This window comes from Peptostreptococcaceae bacterium (assembly GCA_016649995.1).
Lineage (GTDB): Bacteria > Bacillota > Clostridia > Peptostreptococcales > BM714 > BM714.
The window spans coordinates 1-3,022 of record JAENWJ010000095.1 but is presented as its reverse complement, the minus strand read 5'-3'; the positions used below and the strand labels follow the sequence as shown (position 1 = coordinate 3,022).

Below are 3,022 nucleotides of genomic sequence, written 5' to 3'. Positions count from 1 at the left end.
GGACTTAAAAACCTCTAAATGCAAAAAGATTATTGAAGAAGTGTATAGAACTGTTGAAAGATTTGATAACATAGCACGTTCTGTAGGAATAAAAGATAATACCATTAACTTGATACATAGTGAACTTGAAAAGCGGCTTATGCTATGCGCAATTTGATGCGCATAATATAGTATAAACACCCATATTGAGCATATTAATGCACATAAATTAAACATTTTGAGAAATCATACCTTCACCCATCAACTTAGTTAAGGATGCATTTACTGCATCAACAAATTCCAAATCCCCTTTTTAAATCAACAATGACAGCCCATATTGATTTACCCGGCTCTGTCAACCACCCCATCTCTTTTAATTATACTTTTGTTTTCTGCCCAACTGTTACATGTCGTTTGTCTGCATTCTCTTCCATTCTTTAAATGGCTCAAGATCTGATTGAATTTGTTTGAAACCAAAAATAATAACATTTCTAAAGTGTTTTTCTGTTAGGGTAAACAAATTTGTTGATTACAGCTATTTCGCATTTGTCATATTTAATGAATAATTCAACTGCGGCTTTCCTCTTTTCATATGAGTACCCGGACAACATCTTGTTTATTTTGTCCAGGTTTTTGTCCGCACCCCCCTTTGGACCATCTGCCTTTTGGGACTTATCCTTGCTACCACTCTTTTCTTGATGCTCGGTTTTCTTATTCCGATTTTCATCTATTTATCTCCATTGATTAAAGCATTAACCCCGTCCCCTTGCTTTCTATTTGCATTTGAAACCGTGTATCCCTCGTCCCTATTTCGTTGATTTTAAAGCATGTCCGAATCCAACCGTAACCCTATCTCCACGCTTTCCATATGCAATCACATAGTTTTCTTGCCCTTATATCGCATTTGATATTGACTTTCTTGCATACTTTGTCTATACTTATGTGCAAGAAAGTCAATATGATAAACAAATATAAACGGGGTGAGCACCTATGACTTATGCTGAAGAGATTCTAAAAATCGCATCTGATAATAATGGAATAGTAACAACGGCTCAAATTACTCACGCCGGTATACACCGCCACCATTTGTCTCTTCTTGTGGACAAAGGCCTGCTGGAACGTTCCGAACGCGGTGTATATATTCTCCCCACAGTTTTCGATGACGAAATGCTTAATTTACAAACACGTTTTAAGCGGGGAATATTTTCTCACGAAACGGCTCTATTCCTTTTAGACTTATCTGACCGAACGCCAATAAAATATTCCATGACCTTTCCTCATCAGTACAATACAACTACAATAGATTCTAGCAAAGTGAAATATTATCGTGTTAAGGATGAATTCTACGAAATTGGCATCATCTCGATTCCTTCTCCAAATGGCAATCCAGTTAGAGCATATAATGCTGAAAGAACGCTTTGCGATATTTTAAAAGCAACTAGTAAAACTGAGATTCAAATTGTAACTGATGCTTTCAAGCATTATACTCGTACCGACAAAAAAGATATCCCATTGCTCTCGAAATATGCAAAGCTTTTTAATGTCGATAAAAAACTACGTTCATACTTGGAGGTATTGCTATGAAAAATTCCATTATTTCATTTTATTTTCTTCCAAATATATGTCGAAATCATCCCTTTCAGGCGTTTCCAACCTACACTTGTTAAATTTTTCGTATTCTGCAGCAGCAAGTTCCTTGGCTACTTCATGCGAAATACTGCCTGCATTTGTCAATATATCCCGCTCATTAAATTTTAAAAATGCATTTAGTTTTTCACTCCAGTCTTTCATGTGCATAGGACTTCTTCTTTCAGCCCGATCCTCCGCATAATCCAAATACATCGTCACAATACGGTTTAAAGCCTTAATCTCCGACTCAGTCAAATAATTCTTTGCAATTGCTACATCATTTCTGCGGACTTTCTCACCTTTCCAGGTGGAAAGACCCATATTGTCTTTTGATGCATCAACTCTTTGTTCTATAATCTCAGCTGCCGTGTGTCCATGAACAGCAAAGTGAAGTTTGTTTTGAACCGTAGCAAAAAATATCTTAGCCGCTTCCGATTTGGAATCGTAGTCAATCGACAAAGCATAAATATCCGTAATTTTCTTGTAGAACCGCTTTTCGGAAGCTCTGATATCCCGGATGCGTTCCAAGAGTTCGTCGAAATAATCGTCACCTATATTTCTCATGCCCTTGAGTCGGGCATCATCCATGGTGAATCCCTTGACCAAGTATTCGTTTAACCTTTCTGTTGCCCAACGTCTAAACTGCATACCTCTACTTGACCGAACCCTGTAGCCAATGGCAATTATCATTTCCAGATTGTAAAACCTTATTTCCCTCTCAACCCGCCTATTGCCTTCGTTTTGAACTATTCGGTTTTTCCGAATAGTTCGATTTTCTTCCAATTCCCCTTCTTCATAAATGCTTTTTATATGCTCATTAATAGTATTTATTCCCTTTTGATAAAGCTCGGCAATAGCCTTCTGAGTCATCCATACCGTTTCATTTTCAAGTCTCACATCTATCTTTGTTCTACCATCTTCCGTACGGTAAATCAACATATCGGTTTTATTATCCACCATATTACCCCCTGACTCCTTTTAGCTTCTAAGTGTCATCTTGATTTTACCATAGCAGGAATTACTAAGCCCAAAATATATATTTGTTTTGATTTAAACCCGCTCCGTTTACTTTCATTCACTGCTTGAAAAGTTTTTTTGCAAGCTTGAAAATGTCAAAAGATGTCTTTTTGTACACCTTGTTGTAGGCAAATTTCTTCGGATTCCTTATACAACCGTAACCCCTGGGCATCTTGATCCCCATCCTATGGACGATTTGCCTCTTTGGGCTTATTCTTGCAGACACCCTTTTTTTTAGGCTCGGTTTTCTTATTCCAATTTTCATCTATTCATCCCCTAGCTTAAAGCAATAACCCCGTCCCCATGCTTCTTTGGTAATTTTTCCGTTTATATACCTTTTGCATTTAGAGTCGTCACAGTAGCACTATATGTGCTTGGCTCTGTCGATATTGAGTTC

At 37.4% G+C, this 3,022-nt stretch carries 3 protein-coding genes; 1 reads left to right on the top strand and 2 read right to left on the bottom strand.

The window, feature by feature from the left end:
- The first annotated feature begins 969 nt into the window (after nucleotides 1-969).
- Nucleotides 970-1,563, top strand: coding sequence for a type IV toxin-antitoxin system AbiEi family antitoxin domain-containing protein (locus JJE29_09360; GenBank protein ID MBK5252823.1), 594 nt, complete (start codon nucleotides 970-972; stop codon nucleotides 1,561-1,563).
- Nucleotides 1,564-1,572: 9 nt separating this feature from the next.
- Here JJE29_09360 and JJE29_09355 read toward each other — a convergent pair whose 3' ends face one another.
- A complete protein-coding gene (locus JJE29_09355; GenBank protein ID MBK5252822.1) occupies nucleotides 1,573-2,565 on the bottom strand; it encodes a virulence RhuM family protein in 993 nt (330 codons plus the stop codon).
- A gap of 118 nt (nucleotides 2,566-2,683) precedes the next feature.
- Nucleotides 2,684-2,890, bottom strand: a complete 207-nt coding sequence (locus JJE29_09350) for a hypothetical protein (GenBank protein ID MBK5252821.1) — start codon at nucleotides 2,888-2,890, stop codon at nucleotides 2,684-2,686.
- Between the last annotated feature and the right edge of the window lie 132 nt (nucleotides 2,891-3,022).

Coding starts and splice junctions, on each gene's coding strand:
- JJE29_09360 (MBK5252823.1), top strand. CDS start 970: ATGACTTATGCTGAAGAGATTCTAAAAATCGCATCTGATAATAATGGA.
- JJE29_09350 (MBK5252821.1), bottom strand. CDS start 2,890: ATGAAAATTGGAATAAGAAAACCGAGCCTAAAAAAAAGGGTGTCTGCA.